The sequence below is a fragment of the Nocardia yunnanensis genome, from assembly GCF_003626895.1.
GTDB classification, from domain to species: Bacteria; Actinomycetota; Actinomycetes; order Mycobacteriales; family Mycobacteriaceae; genus Nocardia; species Nocardia yunnanensis.
On sequence record NZ_CP032568.1, the window covers coordinates 5,610,541 to 5,630,051 of the forward strand.

At 65.4% G+C, this 19,511-nt stretch carries 16 protein-coding genes; 12 read left to right on the forward strand and 4 right to left on the reverse strand.

What is annotated here, in order from left to right; genetic code table 11:
* Positions 1-18: 18 nt before the first annotated feature.
* Genes thrC through D7D52_RS26460 form a run of 3 tightly spaced genes read right to left on the reverse strand, consistent with a single transcriptional unit; the run spans position 19 to position 4,186 of the window.
* The gene (thrC, locus tag D7D52_RS26450; protein WP_120740589.1) at positions 19-1,107 is read right to left on the reverse strand and encodes a threonine synthase; all 1,089 of its coding nucleotides are present in this window, start codon (positions 1,105-1,107) and stop codon (positions 19-21) included.
* Positions 1,104-2,444 carry a homoserine dehydrogenase gene (locus tag D7D52_RS26455; protein ID WP_120744482.1) on the reverse strand — a complete coding sequence of 447 codons (1,341 nt, stop codon included), beginning with the start codon at positions 2,442-2,444 and terminating at the stop codon, positions 1,104-1,106. Before D7D52_RS26455 ends, thrC begins: the two co-directional genes overlap by 4 nt.
* Before the next feature lie 5 nt (positions 2,445-2,449).
* The gene (locus D7D52_RS26460) at positions 2,450-4,186 is read right to left on the reverse strand and encodes an MFS transporter (RefSeq protein WP_342775196.1); all 1,737 of its coding nucleotides are present in this window, start codon (positions 4,184-4,186) and stop codon (positions 2,450-2,452) included.
* A 260-nt stretch (positions 4,187-4,446) separates the two neighbouring features.
* Here D7D52_RS26460 and D7D52_RS26465 point away from each other — a divergent pair, with 260 nt between their 5' ends.
* From D7D52_RS26465 to D7D52_RS26485, 6 genes are all read left to right on the forward strand, one after another.
* Positions 4,447-7,572 (forward strand): non-ribosomal peptide synthetase, encoded by a 3,126-nt coding sequence (locus D7D52_RS26465; protein WP_162958555.1) that lies wholly within the window; start codon positions 4,447-4,449, stop codon positions 7,570-7,572.
* 228 nt (positions 7,573-7,800) lie between these two features.
* The gene (locus D7D52_RS38010) at positions 7,801-8,043 is read left to right on the forward strand and encodes a hypothetical protein (RefSeq protein WP_162958556.1); all 243 of its coding nucleotides are present in this window, start codon (positions 7,801-7,803) and stop codon (positions 8,041-8,043) included.
* Positions 8,044-8,056: 13 nt separating this feature from the next.
* Complete coding sequence (locus D7D52_RS26470) at positions 8,057-10,804, forward strand: beta-ketoacyl synthase N-terminal-like domain-containing protein (protein WP_120740595.1); 2,748 nt, start codon at positions 8,057-8,059, stop codon at positions 10,802-10,804.
* Positions 10,805-10,833: 29 nt separating this feature from the next.
* Positions 10,834-12,099, forward strand: coding sequence for an aspartate kinase (locus D7D52_RS26475; RefSeq protein WP_120740597.1), 1,266 nt, complete (start codon positions 10,834-10,836; stop codon positions 12,097-12,099).
* Between the two features lie 51 nt (positions 12,100-12,150).
* A complete protein-coding gene (locus D7D52_RS26480; protein WP_120740599.1) occupies positions 12,151-13,731 on the forward strand; it encodes a succinic semialdehyde dehydrogenase in 1,581 nt (526 codons plus the stop codon).
* 41 nt (positions 13,732-13,772) lie between these two features.
* On the forward strand, positions 13,773-14,147 hold the full coding sequence (locus D7D52_RS26485; protein WP_120740601.1) for a hypothetical protein: 375 nt from the start codon (positions 13,773-13,775) through the stop codon (positions 14,145-14,147).
* A gap of 91 nt (positions 14,148-14,238) precedes the next feature.
* On the opposite strand, the gene D7D52_RS26490 is transcribed toward D7D52_RS26485, so the two are convergent.
* A complete protein-coding gene (locus tag D7D52_RS26490; protein WP_120740603.1) occupies positions 14,239-14,868 on the reverse strand; it encodes a TetR/AcrR family transcriptional regulator in 630 nt (209 codons plus the stop codon).
* Between the two features lie 208 nt (positions 14,869-15,076).
* Here D7D52_RS26490 and D7D52_RS26495 point away from each other — a divergent pair, with 208 nt between their 5' ends.
* The 6 genes from D7D52_RS26495 to D7D52_RS26520 are packed head-to-tail and all read left to right on the forward strand — an operon-like array spanning position 15,077 to position 19,510.
* A complete protein-coding gene (locus D7D52_RS26495; RefSeq protein WP_162958557.1) occupies positions 15,077-16,030 on the forward strand; it encodes a diiron oxygenase in 954 nt (317 codons plus the stop codon).
* Positions 16,027-16,290, forward strand: coding sequence for an acyl carrier protein (locus D7D52_RS26500; RefSeq protein WP_162958558.1), 264 nt, complete (start codon positions 16,027-16,029; stop codon positions 16,288-16,290). The genes D7D52_RS26495 and D7D52_RS26500 overlap by 4 nt, the downstream gene beginning before the upstream one ends.
* Entirely contained in the window at positions 16,287-17,093 is an 807-nt protein-coding gene (locus D7D52_RS26505) for a class-II aminoacyl-tRNA synthetase family protein (RefSeq protein WP_120740609.1), read from the forward strand. Before D7D52_RS26500 ends, D7D52_RS26505 begins: the two co-directional genes overlap by 4 nt.
* A complete protein-coding gene (locus D7D52_RS26510; RefSeq protein WP_281279129.1) occupies positions 17,090-18,121 on the forward strand; it encodes an SDR family oxidoreductase in 1,032 nt (343 codons plus the stop codon). Before D7D52_RS26505 ends, D7D52_RS26510 begins: the two co-directional genes overlap by 4 nt.
* A complete protein-coding gene (locus D7D52_RS26515; RefSeq protein WP_162958560.1) occupies positions 18,114-18,593 on the forward strand; it encodes a type II toxin-antitoxin system RatA family toxin in 480 nt (159 codons plus the stop codon). Before D7D52_RS26510 ends, D7D52_RS26515 begins: the two co-directional genes overlap by 8 nt.
* Complete coding sequence (locus D7D52_RS26520) at positions 18,590-19,510, forward strand: hypothetical protein (protein WP_120740615.1); 921 nt, start codon at positions 18,590-18,592, stop codon at positions 19,508-19,510. The genes D7D52_RS26515 and D7D52_RS26520 overlap by 4 nt, the downstream gene beginning before the upstream one ends.
* The last annotated feature ends 1 nt before the right edge of the window (position 19,511 follow it).

A 19,511-nucleotide genomic window follows, 5' to 3' on the forward strand; every position in this document is an offset into this window, starting at 1 on the left:
AAATGATGTGTATTCAACTCAGGCCAGCTCGAGTTCGTGGGCCACGGCGACAGGGTCGACCGCGATGGGCTTGACCTCGGGCATCCCCTTGAGCGCGTTGTCCGGGTCCTTGAGACCGTTGCCGGTGACCGTGCAGACCACGGTCAGCCCGGCATCGAGCCAGCCCTCGGCGCGCGCGGCCAGCAGACCGGCGACCGACGCGGCGGAGGCGGGCTCCACGAAGACGCCCTCCTTGGCCGCGACCAGGCGGTACGCGGCCAGGATCTCGTCATCGGTGGCCGCGCGGAACGCGCCGCCCGACTCCTCCTTGGCCGCCACGGCCTGGTTCCAGGACGCGGGCGCGCCGATCCGGATGGCGGTGGCGATGGTCTCCGGGTTCGACACCGGGGCCCCGTTGACCAGCGGCGCGGCACCGGCGGCCTGCACGCCCAGCATGCGCGGACGCGAGGTGGTGACGCCATCGGCGTAGTACTCGCCGTAGCCCTTCCAGTACGCGGTGATATTGCCCGCGTTGCCGACCGGGAGCACGTGCACGTCGGGAGCCTTGCCCAGCGCGTCGGCGATTTCGAAGGCGGCGGTCTTCTGGCCCTCGATGCGGGCCGGGTTCACCGAGTTCACCAGGCCGACCTCGGGAAATTCCGAGGTGACCTTGCGGGCCAGCTCGAGGCAGTCGTCGAAATTGCCGTCCACCTGAATGATCTTCGCGCCCAGCATGACCGCCTGGGCCAGCTTGCCCATGGCGATCTTGCCCGACGGGATCAGCACCGCGCAGTGCAGCCCGGCGCGGGTGGCGTACGCCGCGGCCGAGGCCGAGGTGTTACCGGTGGAGGCGCACAGCACGGCCTTCTTGCCGTTGTACTTGGCGTCGGTCATGGCCATGGTCATGCCACGGTCCTTGAACGAACCGGTCGGGTTCGCGCCCTCGACCTTGAGGTACACCTCACATCCGGTGAGCTCGGAGAGGTGGTGCGCGGGCACCAGCGGGGTGCCGCCCTCGAAGAGGGTGACGGCCTGCCAGTCGGCGGGGATGTGAAGGCGGTCCCGGTACGCGTCGATCAGACCCGGCCAGGGCGTGTGCACGGCTGCGGCACGTGCTGTTGCACTCATTCCTCGGTGCCTTCCAATCTCAGAACACTGGTCACGGACGTGACGGAGTCCAATTCGGCCAACGCGGCCGCGATTTCGCCGAGCACGGACTCCCGCGCACGATGGGTGACGACGGTCAGCTGCGCCTCTGCTCGAGCCAGTTGCTGATGCACCGTGGCGATACTCACTCCGCGACTGGCGAATTCGCCGGCCACCGCCGCCAACGCGCCCGCGCGATCCGACACCGTGAGGCTCAGCACGTGGCGCGTGAGAGCGTCACCGATCGGGGCGATCGGCAGCTCGGCGTACACGGATTCGCGCGGCGCGCGACCGCCGTATACCTTGTTACGGGCGGCCATCACCAGGTCGCCCATGACCGCCGAGGCGGTTGGTGCGCCACCCGCGCCCTGCCCGTAGAACATCAACCGACCGGCGTTCTGGGCCTCCACCACAACGGCGTTGAAGGCTCCGTCCACCCCGGCCAGCGGATGCGTGCGCGGGATGAGCGCTGGATGGACGCGAACCGAGACACGCTCCTTACCGCCTTCGCCCGGTCCGGGTTCTCCCGGACCGGCATCGACTCGTTCGCTGACGGCCAGCATCTTGACTGTGCAATCCAGTTCGGCGGCGGTCCGGAATTCCGCGGCGGTGATCCGCGACATTCCCTCTCGATACACGACATTGGCGGTGACGCGGGTGTGGAACGCCAGCGATGCCAGGATCGCCGCTTTGGCGGCCCCGTCGAACCCCTCCACGTCGGCGCTGGGATCGGCTTCGGCAAAACCCAGCCGCTGTGCCTCGGCGAGCATCTCGGTGTAACTCGCGCCGCTGTGATCCATGGCGGACAGAATGAAATTGGAAGTGCCGTTGACGATTCCGGTGACGCGGTGCACCCGGTCTCCGGACAGGGATTGAATCAGCGGACGTACCACCGGAATCGCTCCCGCCACTGCCGCCTCGAAATACAGGTCGGCGCGGTGGTTCTCGGCCGCGGCGGCCAGCTCTCCGGTGTAATCGGCCAGCAGGGCCTTGTTCGCGGTCACGACGGACTTGCCCGCGCACAACGCGGCCAGGATGAGCCGCCGCGCGGGGTCGATGCCGCCGATCACCTCGACCACCAGGTCGACATCCGGCCGGGCGATCAGAGCCGCGGGGTCGGTTGTCAGCAGCTCGGCGGGAATACCTCGGTGGCGGTGCGGATCGCGGACCGCGACGCCCCGCAACTCCAGCGCCCTGCCGATGCGCTGACGCAGTTCGTCGGCGTGCTCGTGCATGATTCGCACGACCTCGGTGCCGACATTGCCCATTCCCAGCACCGCGACGCCCAGGGCCTCGTCACGGGGACGTGGTCTGCTCATCATTCTCACCCCTTCTTCGCGATCAACGGCTCCACCGTCAACGGCTCATGTCTCGCGGTGTCGAGCCCGCCTCGAGCGCCCGCGCGAGCCGATCGGCCGCGTCGCGGGAAGAATCCGAATGCCAAAGCGGCGCCGGCCAGGCCACTCAGCCCGCCGATGAGCGCGCAGATACGCATCCCGTGCACGAAGGCCGCGTCGGCGGCGGCGACATAGCCGCGCAGTTCCGCCTCCGCGGTGTGCCGCTGCTGTTCGATGGTGGTCTCCGGAACCAATCCGGTGGCCAGCTCTTCGCGCCGTCGCAGAGAGCCAACCGAACTCTGTGCGAATTCCAGTGCACCACTGATGGATTCGCCGGAGTCCTCGCGCAACTGCGGTGTGGCCAGCGCGTTCTCGGGCAGATTCAGGATCGCGGCGGGCTGATCCAGCCGTGCCGCGAGTTGCGCCGGGCGAGCCTCGTCGAAACGACTGTGGAACCCCATGGTCAGCACGGACCCCAGGACCGCGACACCGAGCGCTCCGGCCAGTTGCCGCATGGTGTTGTTCACGGCCGACCCGGCGCCCGCGCGGTCGCTGCTGACCGTGCTCATGATGGCCTCTGTCGCGGGCGTCATCGTCAGGCCGAGCCCGATGCCGATGGCGGTCATCTGAATCTCGAGCACCCATTGCGGCATGGTCGCGGTCGCCAGCGTGAACGAGAGCATGGCCGCCGCGAGCAGCGTCATTCCGCCGCTCGCAACGATATTCGCGCCCCAGCGTTGACTCAGGCGCGGTGAGAGGGTTGACATGACCATGACTCCGGCCGCGACGGCGATCAGCGCGACACCGGTGGCCAGTGCCGTGTATCCGCGCACCGCCTGCAGGAAGTACGACAGGTAGAAGGTGGCGCCCATGAGCGTGAAGAACACCACGGCGATCGCGCCGACACCGGCCGCGAAATGACGGTGGCCGAACATGGCGAGATCGACCATCGGGTGCGCGGTTCGACGCTCATGCCGCACGAAGAGCACGGCCAGCGCCAGGCCCGCGCCGATAGTGCCCAGGCTCTGCCATTGCAGCCATTCGCCGCTGTTGCCGCCTTCGATGATGCCGTGGATCACCAGAGCCATCGACGCCGACGACAACGCGACACCGACCGGATCGAACCCGCCGTCTCGCGGATCCCGCGATTCGGGCACCAGTAGCCACGTGAGTACGAGTCCGACCACGATCACCGGAACGTTCACCAGGAACACCGAGCCCCACCAGAAGTACTTCAACAGCACGCCACCGGCGATCGGACCCAGTGCGATGGCCATTCCGGAGACGCCGGCCCAGATACCCACTGCCTTGGCACGCTCCGCGGTCGGGAAGATGTTCTGGATGATCGAGAGGGTTTGCGGCTGCACGGCCGCCGCCCCAGCGCCGAGCAGCCCGCGGCACGCGATGAGCTCGAACGGTGTCTCGGCGAACGCACACAGCACCGACGCCGCGCCGAAGACCACCAAGCCGATCAGGAGCAGGCGACGTCGGCCCAGACGGTCGCCGAGGACACCGGAGAGGATAAGCAGGGCGGCGAACACCAGCGCGTAACTGTCTACGGCCCATTGCATCTGCCCCTGGGTCGCGGGCAGGTCGGCCTGGATCGTGCGCAGGGCGACATTGAGAATCGTATTGTCCATGACGACAACGAGCAGACTGAAAACCAGGACGCCGAGTACTGCCCATCGCCTGTCGTGTATTGCGGACGATTCCACGGCGGTCACCTCATTTCTCGCGTGATTCGGATTCGCCGATCATCGCCGGGCGTCCGGAATCGGACAACGGGTTGCGTAACGCGAGGCTCGGTCCGGTCCATTCGACTTCGAGACGTGACGAAAGGGCTTGCCCGGCAAGGTCGTCGGTGGCGATCGTAGGGGCCGTATCTCGCGGTGGGTACGCGGTGCATCATGCACCTACCCACCTCCAGGTGGATTGCAATGGCGCACCTCCTGATTTCTCGACGCATCATCTTGAGGAGGATCCCGTGACCGTGCGTCGTCGCTCGATTACTTCGGCGCAGCGAAAGCTGCATACCCAGCAAATTCTTTTCCCCGAGGATCCGGCATTCAATGTCGGCTTCCTGCTTCGGATTCAGGGCGACATAGATATCGACCGACTGCGAGCGGCTCTCGACAATGTCGCCCGTGGCGCGGAGCCGCTCAACGAGTATTTCGTCGAATACGACGGAGTCGTTCACGCCGAATACGACCCCGGCCTGCGGTATCGAACGCCGTTGACCGAATTGGACGGCGATGCCGCAGAAGTACTGCGGGCGGAGATCTCGGATCGGCTCGATACCCCGATCCCGATGGATCGCTGGCCCCTCTACAGCGCGGAGGTCTTTCGTGACGAGGTGGGTGTGTACCTGGCCATCATCGCCTCGCACATGATCGCCGACGTTTCCACGTTCTATAACATCATCGCCGATCTCATGCTGGTTTACGGGTCGCCGGAGGCGGCGCTGCCGGGCGGATCACTGTTCCCTGCCGACCCCGTGCCCGACCCCGCCCGGGAGCGTGCGGCCGTCGAGTTCTTCGGCTCCACTGTCGGCCGGCTCGAGACGTTGTCGGTGTCGGAGTGGGAAGCGGCCCGCGACCGGGACGGCACGCTGACCGGCGAACACAGAACGCTGGAGTTGGGTTCGCAACTCAGTGCCGACATCGATGGTGCGGTCGAAGCGCTTGGCGTCCGGAAATTCAGCTTCTTCCTGGCCGTGCATCTACTGGTGCTGGGCTGCCTGAGCGCCAAGCAGGTCGTGACAACCGGTGTGCCCCTGTCGAATCGGCGTCGGGACCGCCGGATGATCAAGGCCTACGGCTACCACGTGAACACGCTGCCGCTCACCGTCGACCTGTCCGGCATCGACACCTTCGAGAATCTGTGCCTGGAGGTCGAGCGGCAGATGGGCCGCCTGATCGAATTCGAGGATTTCGACCTGGCCGAGCACGCGGGGGAGATCTTCGGATCCGCCGAGGCCGGGCGAACGCGGCCTTCGAGCAGTTTCACCTTCTACAAGCAGCGCATGTCGCTGAGCCTCCCCGGCTACCAGATCGACCCTATTCCGTTGAGCCGGACGAAATCCATGTTCCCCTTCATGGCGAATGTGGAGGAGAACGACGCTGGTTACACATACCACCTCCAGATCGGTACGGCGCTCGCGCACAGCCATCCCGAGCAGGTGCTGCGAACCGTGCTGTCTCACATGGGCGCCCGGCCGGGCGCCAAGCTCGCTGAGGTGCCGTGGCTGGATGCGACTGCATTGGCCGAGGCCGGGGAACGGACCGGGATCCTCGAACGTATCGAACCGGGATTCCCGTCCCTGACAGCGCAATTCGAACATCAGGTGGCGCGCACCCCGGACGCGGTCGCCGTCGGTTACGAGGAGAGCCACTACACCTATGCCGAGTTGGACCGCCGCGTCAATCAGGTGGCCCATGCGATCCTCGACACCGTCGGCGGCGATTATGTCGGCGTCTCGATGGAACGGTCCGTCGACCTGGTCACCGTGTTGCTGGCGGTACTGAAGGCCGGAAAGGCTTACGTCCCGATCGATCCCGCCGCTCCGCCGGAGCGAGTACGCAGCATTCTCGAACGCTTCGAGTCGCTGCCGGTGATCGCGAGTCGCGGCGCGCTCACCGATATGCCCTCGATGCGGCGATTGGACCTGCGCCGGGTATTGCAGGATGCGACGACCCGAGCCGCGACCTCCCCGGCCGGTGATGAGAACCGCCACCGGCGACCGGCCTACGTCATCTTCACCTCGGGCTCGACCGGAACACCCAAGGGCGTGACCGTGACCCATGCCAACGTGCTGCGTCTGTTCGCCTCCGCAGGGCGAAGCATCGAATTCGGAGCCACCGACACCTGGGCGCTTTTCCATTCGTACGCTTTCGATTTCGCGGTATGGGAGATGTTCGGCGCGCTGCTGTCGGGCGGACGGCTGATGATCGTGCCGGAGTGGACACGCCGCTCCCCGGCCGATTTCGCGCGATTCCTGGCCGAGGAACGCGTCACCGTTCTGAACCAGACGCCGACCGCCTTCCGCCAGCTGACCCAGGCGATGACCGACGAGCATGCCCGGAGCTTCGCGGTCCGGCTGATCATCTTCGGTGGTGAGATGCTGCGCTTCGAGAGCCTGGACCGGTGGTACGAACTGTGCGGCGATAAGGCCGAACTGGTCAACATGTACGGCATCACCGAAACCACGGTGCACGTCACCCACTACCAGATCAGTACCGAAGACCTCAAGGCCGGACGACCCAGTGTGATCGGCAAGCCGCTGTCCGACCTGGGGGTGGTCGTGGTCGATGCCGAACTGCGCCCGGTTCCCGCGGGCGTCGCCGGCGAGATGTTGATCTACGGCGATGGTGTCGGCCTCGGTTATCTGGGCCGCGCGGATCTCACCGCCGAGCGGTTCGTGCGGCTGCCGGGGAGCCCTCACATCCACTATCGGTCGGGCGACCTGGCCAAGGTGGACGAGAACGGCGACCTGGTCTATCTGGGGCGTATCGATCAACAGGTCCAATTGCGTGGCGTTCGAATCGAACTGGGGGAGATCGAGGCGGCGATGTTGCACCTCGACGGGGTACGGGAGTGCGCGGTGCGAGTGGATCGCCGGGATCCCGATGAGCCCGAACTGGTCGCCTTCCTCGTGCAGTCGCGGGAGCTCGACGATGCTCAACTGCGCCGCGCGCTGCGCGATCGCCTGCCCGCGGCTATGCGGCCAACGCGATTCGTTCGACTGAACGCTCTGCCCCTCACCGTCAACGGGAAGGTCGCCGAGGCGCAATTGCCCTGGCCGGACCGAGAATACGATCACAGCCCGCAGGCGGCCGCACCGGCGGTGGAGCCGTCGGCTTCCGATACGCTCGCCATTGTTCGCACGGCGTGGTCGACTGCGCTCGAGCGTGACGACTTCGGCGATGACGACGCCTTCTTCGATGCCGGAGGCACCTCGATCCAATTGGTTCGCGTGCTGGAGGCGCTCCGCAGCGCGTGTGAGCGGCCCGAGTCGCTGGAGATGGTGGACCTGTTCGAGTTCACCACACCGCGACAACAGGCCGAGCTTCTCGACCGAATCCGAACCCGGACGGCCACATTGGTGGCATGACCCGCGTCGGCAGGACCTGAAATGACTGTGGGGGAGGCATTTGGCCTCCTCCACAGTCATGCGGCGTGCATATCGCGAGCCGAAGCCTGTGGCGCGAAACACATGTACTGGCGAGTAGCAGGTACTGCCGTGATCTGCCCCTCGGCTGATAGTCTTCTGACGGGCGTCAGACGGATCGTCTGACACGGTGTCGAGATTGTGACACATCCGCTGCGGAGGGGGAAATCCATGGCATTTCAACAAGACACACCTACTTGCTTCCTGTCCGAACTGAACGGCGCCCTCGTTGCGCAGTCACTGGGATTGATGACCGCTATGGGCGACATCGGAGACCAGTGCGCCGAGGAACACCCACTACCGACCGGGTGGGAAGCCGGCGTCAGCCGGCGGGTCTACGAGTTGCGCGACCTTCTCGATCGCATCTCCGGCCTGGCATCGCACCCGGATCTTCTTTCGCACTCAAATCAGTGACAACGGAGCAGAAATGCACGAACAGTTTTCGAACGAGCCCATCGCGATCGTCGGCATGGCGGCCCGCCTGCCCGACGCGCCGAATCACACCGCCCTCTGGCGGAACCTGCTCGACGGCCTGGAATCGGTGCGGCGCTTCGATCGTGACGAACTGCTGGCTGCAGGGGTGCCGACCGACCTCATCGACAACCCGCAGTACATTCCCGCAGGCACCGAACTGGCGGATATCGACCAGTTCGACGCCGCCTTCTTCGGCTTCACCCGGCACGAGGCCAAGATCACCGATCCACAGCATCGCCTGTTGCTCCAAACCGCCTGGGAGGCATTGGAAGACGCAGCGATCGTGGCCTCGGGCAACCCGTCCCGGATCGGCGTGTTTGCCGCTACCACGTTGAGCACCTATCTGCTCAACAATATTCAGCGCAACGCCCGGTACCGCGTCGAGGATCTGAACTACCCGATCCTGATCGGCAACGACAAGGACTTCATCGCCACTCGCATCGCCTTCAAACTGGGGCTGCGTGGAATCGCGGTTACCGTTCAGAGCGCCTGCTCGAGTTCGATGGTGGCCGTTCACCAGGCCATATCCTCGCTGCGCAGCGGTGACAACGACATCGCGTTGGCCGGTGGCGTCTCGGTGGTCACTCCCCAGACTGCGGGCTACCTCTACCAGGAGGGTGGCATCGGCTCGCGCGACGGGCACTGCCGTCCCTTCGATCGAGACGCCAGTGGCACTGTGCGCGGAAATGGCTGCGGCGTAGTCGTGCTCAAACGACTGGCGGACGCGGTCGCCGACAAGGACACCGTCTACGCGGTGCTCGCGGGGACCGCCGTGAACAACGACGGCTCCAACAAGATCGGCTTCACCGCGCCGAGCGTCACCGGGCAGGCCGGGGTGATCCGGCAGGCCCTCACCGCCGCCGGTGTCGCCGCGAACACGATCGGTTACGTCGAGACCCACGGCACCGGCACCGCGCTGGGCGACCCCATCGAATTCCGGGCACTGTCCCGCGCCCACGCCGATTCACCGGGCGGCGCACCGCAATCGTGCCTGCTGGGCAGCATCAAGGCCAATGTCGGTCATCTCGACGCCGCGGCGGGCGTCGTCGGCCTGATCAAGACCGCCCTCGTACTGCACCATCAGGTCGTACCGCCGCAGATCAACTACTCCGAGGCCAATCCCCAAGTGCCGCTGGCAGGTTCGGGCTACGACATCAACACGAAACCGCATTCGCCCGATCAGCCGCTGACCGCCGCCGGGGTGAGCTCGTTCGGGCTCGGAGGCACCAACACCCACGCCGTCCTGGTTCGCCATACTCCGGCACCCGATGATCGGGCGCAGCCGAGCGGACTCCACCGGATCGCACTCAGTGCCCGCAGCGCGGACGCGCTGCGGCGTGGCGCTGCCCGGTTGGCGGCCCACCTGCGTAGCGAGGCGGTGCGCATCGACGATCTCGCCTGGACGCTACACACCGGACGGAAGTCCTTCCCCGAGACGCTCACCTTCGATGCCGAGACGACCTCCGAGGCCGCCGAGATCCTGGAGCGATTCACCGTCGGCGAGCTGCCCGAGCCTGCGGCAGGAGGCTCCGATCCGGCTCCGGCGCACCGTATCTCGCTGCCGACCTACTCCTTCGACACCGAGTCCTGCTGGATCGAGCCCGACGGCGTCTCCGAGCCCCGCGAACGCCGCGCCCCCACACCAGGTCCCGAAGCCGCAGGATCGGCTGATGTCGCCGGGTTCGTTCTAGACACCGTTCGAGATCTCCTGGAAGACAACACCATCGGGCTGGATTCGGACTTCTACGATGCCGGCGGGGAGTCCATCGCCATGGTTGATCTGGTCACCACGGCACGGGACCACTTCGGCGTCCAATTCGACTTCGAGGGTTTCGAAGGTCTGCGTACGCTCCGTGCCATCGCCACGCACATCAGCGCGGTTATCGACGGCACCGCGCAGGTCGCGGCCACCGTCACCATCCGCGAGGGCGTGGGCAGCCCGCTGTTCCTCGTGCCGCCCGCGGGTGGCACGAATTTCGGCTACAGCCGACTTGCGGGCCACCTGACCGAAGGCGGTCCGATGATCGCGTTCACCGCACCACCGCATGGCGAGGTACCGACGATTCGCGAGCTAGCGCGGCGAAACATGCACGAGCTGAGGAAAATTCAGCCCGAAGGGCCCTATCGGCTGGGTGGGTACTCGTTCGGCGGCAATGTGGCATTGGAAATGGCACTGCAATTGCAGGCCGCCGGTCAGCAGGTCACCGAGCTCTACCTGTTCGATTCGCATGCTCCGCTGGCCTACCTCGGTGACGAGCTGACCGAGACCGAATTCCTCACCGCGCTGCCGCAGATGATCTCGGCCGCGATCCCGGGGCTGGCCATCGCCGCGGGCCGCACCGCGGACTCGCTGGCCGACCTGCCCGGCCTGCTCGACGCGCGACCCGACTGGCTGAACATCTCCGATGCCGATATCGCCGGCTTCGCCCGCACCTGGTGGCAGAACCACAACGCGCTCAAGGGTTACTACCCCGACTCCCAATTCACCGGGCGTTGCGTGATCTTCGACGCGATGGAAGCCCATCCGGAGGAGGAACTCGCGTCACTGCGCATTCGGCTCACGGCGAAGGACGCATGGTTGGCCCATCTGGCGGGGGAGGTCGAGATCGTGCCCGTGCCCGGCAACCACTACACCATGTTCACCGATGCCGAGCTGGTGCCGATCCTCGCCGGCGCCTTCGCCCGGGCCGCGGCCAGATAGCGAAAGATACTGGTGCACAAGGACATATCATGAGTGTGATCGTCCAGAAGTACGGAGGATCCTCGGTCGCCACCGCCGAGCGCATCCGGCGCGTCGCTGAGCGGATCGTCGAGACCAAGAAGCAGGGCCACGATGTGGTCGTCGTGTGCTCCGCCATGGGCGACACCACCGACGAACTCCTCGATCTGGCCCAGCAGGTCGCGCCGGCCGCTCCGGCTCGTGAGATGGACATGCTCCTCACCTCCGGTGAGCGCATCTCCAATGCGTTGGTCGCCATGGCCATTCACTCGCTGGGCGCCGAGGCCCGTTCGTTCACCGGCTCGCAGGCCGGTGTCATCACGACCGGCACGCACGGCAACGCCAAGATCATCGATGTGGCCCCCGGCAGGGTGCAGCAGGCGCTCGGCGAGGGCACGATCGTGCTGGTCGCGGGCTTCCAGGGCGTGTCCCAGGACAGCAAGGACGTGACCACGCTGGGCCGCGGTGGTTCCGATACCACCGCCGTCGCGCTGGCCGCCGCGCTCAATGCCGATGTGTGCGAGATCTACACCGACGTGGACGGCGTCTTCTCCGCCGACCCGCGCATCGTCTCCGACGCCCAGAAGCTGGACACCGTCTCCTACGAGGAAATGCTGGAGATGGCCGCCTGCGGCTCGAAAGTTCTCATGCTGCGTTGCGTCGAGTACGCGCGCCGCTACAACGTGCCCGTCCACGTGCGGTCCTCGTACACCGACAAAACGGGCACCATGATTACCGGATCGATGGAGGACATCCCCTTGGAGCAAGCAATCCTCACGGGCGTCGCGCACGACCGCAGCGAGGCCAAGGTGACCGTGGTCGGCATTCCGGACAAGCCGGGCTACGCCGCCAAGGTGTTCCGCGCGGTCGCCGACGCCGAGATCAATATCGACATGGTGCTGCAGAACATCTCCAAGGTGGAGACCGGCAAGACCGACATCACCTTCACCCTGCCCAAGCTCGAGGGCCCGCGCGCCGTCGAACTGCTCACCAAGCAGCAGGGCGATATCGGCTTCTCCCAGGTCGTGTACGACGACCACATCGGCAAGGTGTCGCTGGTCGGCGCGGGCATGAAGTCGCACCCGGGCGTGACCGCCACCTTCTGCGAGTCGCTCGCCGACGCGGGCATCAATATCGACCTCATCTCCACCTCCGAGATCCGGATCTCGGTGCTGGTCAAGGACACCGACCTGGACGAGGCCGTGAAGGTGCTGCACTCGGCATTCGATCTGGGCGGCGACGAGGTCGCCGTCGTGCACGGCGGAACCGGTCGCTGAAACTCGGCCTTTCCCTGATTCCCTTCTGCCTCAACATTGTTTGGAGACAGCATGTCCACACCACCTGCTACATCCGAAGCGCTTTCCCGTCGCGAACTGGATTGCGAACTCGTCGACCGCTTGATCGGACTGATTCCGGCGACCAGCGGCCGAACCAGTACCGTGTACGCACCGATGACGGCGGAACCACTGGCGGTCATGCCGACCTCGGGGCTCGACGACGTCGAGGACGCATTCGCTGAAGCTCGTGCGGCACAAAGTGAATGGGCCGCACTGCGACCTCGCGCGCGGGCGGCGGTGCTGTCCGACTTCCATGATCTCGTGCTGGACGAGCAGCAGACGCTCCTCGACTTCATCCAATGCGAGACCGGCAAGGCCCGCAAACATGCCTTCGACGAGGTGCTCGATACCGCACTCGTCGCGAACTACTACGCCCGGCGCGGCCCCGGATTTCTTGCCCCGCAACGGCGTACCGGCGCAATCCCGGTACTGACCCAAACCCGGGTGCTGCATCAGCCCAAGGGCGTCGTCGGGATCATCTCACCCTGGAACTACCCGCTGTCCATGGGTGTCACCGACGGTCTGGCCGCGATCATGGCCGGTAACGCCATCGTGCAGAAGCCGGATTCCCAGACTCCGCTCACCGCACTGCTCGCGGTGGACCTACTGCATCGGGCCGGCATGCCGCGCGGCCTGTGGCAGATCGTGTCCGGCTCCGGCTCCGTGATCGGCGGCGCGGTCATCGACCATGCGGACTTCCTGTGTTTCACCGGCTCCACCGCGACCGGCAAGCTTGTCGCCCAGCAGGCGGCGGCGCGGCTGGTGGGCTGCACCCTCGAGCTCGGCGGGAAGAACGCCATGCTTGTGCTGGCCGACGCGGATATCGACAAGGCCGCCGAAGCCGCTGTGCGAGGCTGCTTTTCGTCAGCGGGACAACTGTGCGTGTCCATCGAGCGCCTGTACCTGGACGAGGCCATCCGCGAGGAATTCCTGTCCGCATTCCTGGCCCGCGTCGAAGCACTGAGACTCGGACCTTCCTTCGACTGGAATACCGATATGGGCTCGCTGATCAACGCCGGTCAGCTGGCAACCGTCCGAGAACACGTCGAGGACGCGCTCGGCAAAGGTGCTGTGCTACTCGCGGGCGGTCGGCAACGGCCCGATCTCGGACCGTACTTCTATGAGCCGACGGTTCTGGCGGAGACACCACACGAGGCTCTGTGTTTCACCGAGGAAACCTTCGGACCGGTGGTCTCGATCTTCGGATTCACCAGCGAGGACGACGCGATCGCCAATGCGAACGACGGGCGCTACGGTCTCAACGCGAGCGTTTGGAGCACCGACATCACACGCGCCCGATCGGTCGCCGCGCGGATCAAGGCCGGGACCGTCAATATCAACGAGGTGTACGCCGCTGCCTGGGCTTCGGTCGACGCCCCGATGGGCGGCATGCGGGATTCCGGCCTGAACCGTCGCCACGGTGTCGAAGGGCTCCTGAAGTACACCGAACCGCAGACCGTCGCTGTCCAACGCCTGCACGGCATCACTGCGCCTGCCTTCCTCGATGACGAGAGGTTCGCGATGGTGGCTACTGCGGGGCTGCGGATGCTGAAGCTGATCGGCTGGAGTTGACGGTGCGGCAATCCGAAATCTCTTCGACGACAGGACCAATCGTGTCCCCGGCGGCCCGGTCGATATTGCTGATCGGCGGCGCGATGAAAGTGGCCGGAGGCGCGTCGCTGCTCGCGATCGCCGCGGGCTTCGCTGTAGTGCGCCACGGTCTTTCGACCGGACTGCTGGTTTTCGCGGGAGCGTTCTTCATGGTCACCGGATGTGCGATGGTGGCGTGGCGGGACTACCTCGCGCACGACGATCGAGCGACGGTCCTGGTCGTGGCGGTCGATTCCGCGATCGTGGTGGCCGCCACGATGACGGTGGTCTACGAGTGGCGAGGCATCACGCTGGCCGGGGGAGTGCTGATAGCGGTGGTAATCGCCACCGTGGCCGTCTTCTCCACACTGTTCGCTATCGCGCGGGCGGTTGGTTGAAACCGGTGTAGCGCTCCAAGCCGAGCGGGTGGTTCCGCCACGATTGGCGGAACCACCCGCTCGGTCGTTTCCACGACATCACCAACGGCGATCAGGGCGTTGCGGTTCGTGATTGGTCGCCGTAGACGACACGGCCCCAAACCAGGGACATGACCTCGACCCAGCGTTCGGAATCCACGCCGTTCTCGCCATTGACGAACTCCCGGATCAATTCGATAGCCAGCGCGGACAGCGCGAAGGCGATCGTGTCAGCCTCCCCGTCGAGCGCGACTCCTGCGCGCTGCTGCCGTCGAATCCGTTCCGCGAGCTCGGAACGGAACGCCTTGCTCGACGCGTTGAGGACGGCCGCGACGTCAGCGTCATAGTTGGCTACCTCCAGAAACGCGGCGATCACCACCCGGTGCGGTTCGAGGTAACCGATGGCCGCGCGCAGCGCGTTCGGCATATGCTCCGGGCCGGACGGCCACTCGCCCATCTGCTCACTCATCCGGGCGGTGACCGGTGCGAGCGCCTCGGCGACGAGCCGCGACAGCAACTCGTTCTTGTCCACGAAGTGGCTGTAGAACGCCGGCCGAGACACTCCCGCGCGCTCGGTGATCTGCTGGATCGTGATGTCGGAGAACGCGGTTCCCGCCTCCAACAGGTCGCGTACAGCGGACATCAACTCCGCTGCGGCCTGCTTGCGGCGCGCCTTCGCAGTCGATGTCCGATTCGTCTGCATGTCCCGGAACTCCTTCCACTGGCGGCGGAGCTCGCCGCACCGCGTCGGCCACAGCCTGAACGCGTGTCGTACACGGTGACAAACATGTGTCAGGCACAAGCCTGACGGATCTTTCAGATAAGCACAAGAGCGCCGTCGGTCACATGACCATCCCGACTCGTCTCGACGATCAAATCGATTCCAGCACAACAGGTTGTGACGTAACCCGTTGAACACTCACCGTCGTGTCCGCATGCTCGGAACGTCACGTCGTCGGCGCGCTCACCCGCTGCCCACCACGACCAAGGAAACTATGTCTGCAAAACTCGACGCGGTGCTGGAGCGGCTATCAGAATTGTCGCGCCGCGGATACTACAACCCGTACACCCGATTCGACTGGCCCGCAGACGTGCCTCGCGACTCGTGGTGGATGGACCCGGAATTCCTTACCGTTCACGGCACCGATGAAATTCTGGACGGTGACGTATCGATCCGGCTGTCCCAGGCCGAGACCATCAATTTCTTCAGCCTCCACGTGCACGGCATCCGTGAGCTCATGGGCGAGGTCGCGATCCGGATACACACGCCCCGCTATCGGCGGGCTTCGGAATATCTGCATCACTTTCTCGGCGAGGAGAACGACCATATGTGGTTCTTCGCCGAATTCTGCAATCGATACTGGGACGGCGTGTACCCGGCCGCCGCGCCCAGCCCACTCGCCGCGACCACGGACGCGGATGCGGGACCTTGGAACGATTTCGTGGTGTTCAGCCGAATCCTGATATTCGAGGAACTCTTCGACTACTACAACGCGCGCCTGGGCACGAGCACTGTGGTGCCGCCGATCGTGGCTGAATTGCATAACGCGCACCACCATGACGAGAACAGGCACGTCGCCTTCGGCAAACGACTGGTCGAATGGCTGTACGCCGAGGCGCTGGAGAACGGTGGTGCCTGCGGTAAACCGGCGGTGGCCACCTACATCAAGAACTACATCGAACACTCGGTGGCGAGTATGTACAACCCACGCTGTTATGCCTATGCGGGCGTGGCCAATCCCCTGGCACTCCGTCGGCGATTGCTCGGGCATCCCGCCCGGCGGCAGGTGCACTCCGACATCATGCGCCGCCTCGACCGGTTCTACCTGAGGCTCGGGCTCTACGAGGGGTCATGGGTTCGATGACCACACCGCCTCGCGCCACCGACGACCCCATGGAGGAGATCGTCGCCTTCCTCGCCATCCGCAACCCCGAATTCACCGGAGCCGATCCCGATCTGGACCTCATCGAGAGCCGGACCCTGGATTCGCTGGGTCTGGTGGAATTCCTGCTGCTGTTGCAGGAGCTCACTGGATCCGAAATGGACATGGGCACAGTGGATTTGGGCACAATTCGCACGCTCGGGCAACTCCGCGCCGCCTACTTCACACAGGGGGAACGATGATCTCTACCACCGGAACCGGCTACCGCACCGCCGACGGACTCGCGGTACTCGGACCGCGCGTCGCCCGGGTCAAATTTGGTCTCGACTCGATATTCCAGCGCTGGGCGCGCGAGATCGACGGCCAGGAATGGGATCTACCGGTTCTGCTGGCCGAATCGCAGCTGGCCGCCTTCGACTACTTCGACAATTTTCCGCATCTCGCGGTGGCCGCGATACCGACGGTGCGGGTGGAAGCCGTCGAGCGTGAGCGGCTGTTCATCGCCTCCGCGGCCTGCTACGGCATCTACGCTGCGCTCGCGGATTCCGAACTCGACCGCCCCGTGGTGATCACGGTCAACGGCCGATGCTGCCGAAACGAGCGGGAATATCGCGGCCTGCGACGTTTGCACCACTTCACGATGCGCGAACTGGTCGCGCTCGGATCCGCCGAGCACGCCATCGAGCACCTCGTCTACTTCAAGCCCCGGATCCTGGCCCTCGCCGAGCACCTCGGCCTCCGCGTCCGCGTGGAAACAGCGACCGATCCGTTCTTCGACCCGAACAGCTCTCGTGCCGTCATGCAACGACTGCTCCCGGTCAAGGAGGAGGTACTCACCGACGACGACGTCGCGATCGCCTCACTCAACAGCCATCGCAACTTCTTCGGCGACCGGGCGCGCATCCGGCACGCTGGTGAGGCGGTGCACACCAGTTGTGTCGCATTCGGATTGGAGCGCTGGATCCACGCGCTGGACCGCCGCCACGACGGCGACTGGGCCGCAGTCGCTGCGGCCGTCGAATCCTTCGATGGTGGTGCGTCTTGACCTCCGCACCGATCCTCGTCACCGGCGCGGCCGGGGTTGTGGGCACGGCGCTGCGTGAACAGCTCACCCTCGGCTCGTACACAGTGCTCGGCCATCGCACCCGGTTGACCGGAATACCCACGATCACAGGCGATATCACCCAGTCGAGGTTCGGCCTGTCCGCCGACGAATACGCTCGGCTCGCCGATTCCATCGGGTGTGTGGTCCACGCCGCGGCCAACACTCAGCTCAATGCCGATCCGGCCGAACTGGTCCGGCAGAACTGTCTCGGCGCCCGGCATGCCATCGAGCTGGCCAACGATGCGGACGTGCCGCTCATCCACGTGAGTACGGCCTTCGTCGCCGCCATCGACCGGCCAGAGAACACCGGCATCCGAATGCATTACGCGGAATCCAAACGGGCTGGGGAACAGCTCGTGACCGATCGGGCACGCCGCTGGACGATCGTGCGGCCCTCGATCGTTATCGGTGACTCCCGCGATGGACATATCGCGAGCTATCAGGGCCTTTATCGGCTGGCCGAACTGGTGCGCGGCAGTCAACTGCCGTTTGTGCCCTGCTCGCCGGATGCACTGGTCGATGTCATCCCGCAGGATGTCGTGGGGGCCGCACTGGCCCACCTGGCGCGAGCCGCGCTCGCCACCGGGACTACCGGGTTCGATCAGGTATGGCTCACCGCCGGCTCCGCCGCGCCCTCGGTGCAGGAGGTTGTGCGCGCATTCGCCGAACCGCGCGTCGATTCCGCTGCTGCCGTGCGCATTCCGCGCTGCATCGACCGCGACCAGTATGAGCGCCTGATCCGTCCGGTCTTCCTGTCGGCACTCGATGATCGGTCAGCCCGTCGCATCGACACGCTTTTCACCCACGTCGCACCCTACGTGTCGATCGTCGAGCCGTTCCCAGGACCCACCGCTGTGGGCGACTACCGGCCCACCACCGCCGGACCGCTCGCATCGCTGGAACGGGCATTGGACTACTGGGCACGCGGGACCGCCGGCCATCGGGAAGGAACTCTGCAACATGCCTGAATATCAGCTTCACGCAACGGTGTCCGGGAGGACGCCCGAGGCCGTCTTCGCCTTGATCGAGGACTTCGGCCGCTATCCCGAGGTCGTACCGAACGTCATCGAGTCACTGTCGGTGACCGTCGCCGACGACGGCGCCCGCTATTCCGAATGGGCAGTTCGCTTTCACGGCGGAATCCTGAAATGGCGAGAACGCGACGACGTCAGCATCGCCGCCGACAGGATCGAATTCCGGCAGATAGTCGGGGATTTCGCTGAACTCGCCGGGAGCTGGCGAGTCGGTACGACACCCGAAGGGGAGGTGCGGGTATCGATCGTGGCGAGCTTCGATCTCGGAATGCCGGATGTGGCAACGATTCTCGACCCCATCGCGCTCGCGGCCTTCGACGAGACCATGCGCACGCTCCTCACCACACTGCTGGGCCCGGCACTTCGATTCGACAGCGTCGCGACCACTGCCGGGAGCCGGTCATGACGAACGCCGCCTACCTGCACTCGATCGGCTGGGCGCACGGCGAACGTCGATCTTTCCTCGATGAACTCGGTGCCGATTCGTCCATCCGCACACGCACCGCGCAGGAGGGCATCGAGCATTACTACCAAGCCCATTGCGCACCATGGCAGCTCGCGCAGCGGGCCGCCGCTGTATCCATGGACCGCGCCGGATTGACCGCCCAAGACCTCGATCTGATCCTGTACTCCACCGAATCGACCGACCTTCGCACCGATATCAGCAAGGACCCCAATCGATTTGCGGAGTCGATCGGAGCGACCGTCACGCCGTGTTTCGCGGTGACCGGCAATGTATGCGCGAACTTCGGAGCAGCCCTGGCCGTCGCCCGCAACGCGGTGCGGCTCGGCGAGCACCGCACCGTCCTCATCGTGACTACCGATATCTGGGACGAGAGGCCCAGGCTCGTCGATGCCGGGACATGCCTGATGAGTGATGCCGCCGCGGCCGCCATCGTCTCCCTCGACGTATCGGGCACAGGATGGCGTATCGGCCGCATCACACCAGCGGTCGACCACGGTATGCATGCCGTCGATCCGGGCGTCGACACCATGCATATGGTCCGGGGAACGGTTGCCGGGGTCCAACGCGCGTTTCGTGGCTTCTTCACCGATGCCAGCGCCGCGGACTACGACCATCTCGTCTGCGGCAATCTGGGCGACACCGTCATCCAGATGTTCGCCCGCGTAGGGGGCTTCGAGAAGACCCCGGTGCTGCGGCAGACCGCGGCGAACGGTCACTGCTTGGCCGCCGATGTGCTCGTAAACCTCGACACGTTCTCCTCGGATATGGCCGACGGCGCGCGGGTGATGGCCGTTTCCAGCGGCCACAACTACTGGACCTGTATCGATCTGACGGTTGTCAGGGAGGCTGTCGCGTGAA